Genomic DNA, 480 nt, shown 5'->3' on the forward strand with positions numbered 1-480 from the left:
ATATTATTCCGAGCTCGGAATAACATCGATTGTTCCGATTCTCGGGTTATTCGGATTTGGTGCGAGGGCGGGCCCGTGACCTCGACAGTCTCCCGTCTGAGTCGGAATAATCCTGTCGCGCCTGGAGGCTGAGCGCGAGCGTCTTGGTCCGGGCGTTCCCTGTGCACGCAAGGGGTTTCCTGTGCATCGTGGTGAGATCGCGACCAGAGTGGCCGCGACCGTCCGATGGAGGTCCGGGTCATGGAGAATAAGTTTTCAATGCTTGTTGAGGGCGTGCTGGCGGGGACCGCGAGCGTCGGCTTAGCCGATGCGTCGGTCAGGTACTACCGAAGCTGCTGTCACACTGTGGTTGGGTTCTGCGACGGCCGAGGGATCGATCAGCTGACAGAACAGGCCGTGGAGGAGTTCAGAGCTGCCATGGACGAGCGGGCGCACCGTGGGGAGATCGGTCCTACGATGCGGTCGACGCTGGAGAAGACA

At 60.6% G+C, this 480-nt stretch carries 1 protein-coding gene; it reads left to right on the forward strand.

Annotation, left to right across the window (positions count from 1 at the left end; genetic code table 11):
• Positions 1–240: 240 nt before the first annotated feature.
• The coding region (locus D477_RS23480) for a hypothetical protein (RefSeq protein ID WP_005275737.1) at positions 241–480 on the forward strand (240 nt) is incomplete at its 3' end.

It is taken from the genome of Arthrobacter crystallopoietes BAB-32, assembly GCF_000328305.2.
Lineage (GTDB): Bacteria > Actinomycetota > Actinomycetes > Actinomycetales > Micrococcaceae > Crystallibacter > Crystallibacter crystallopoietes_A.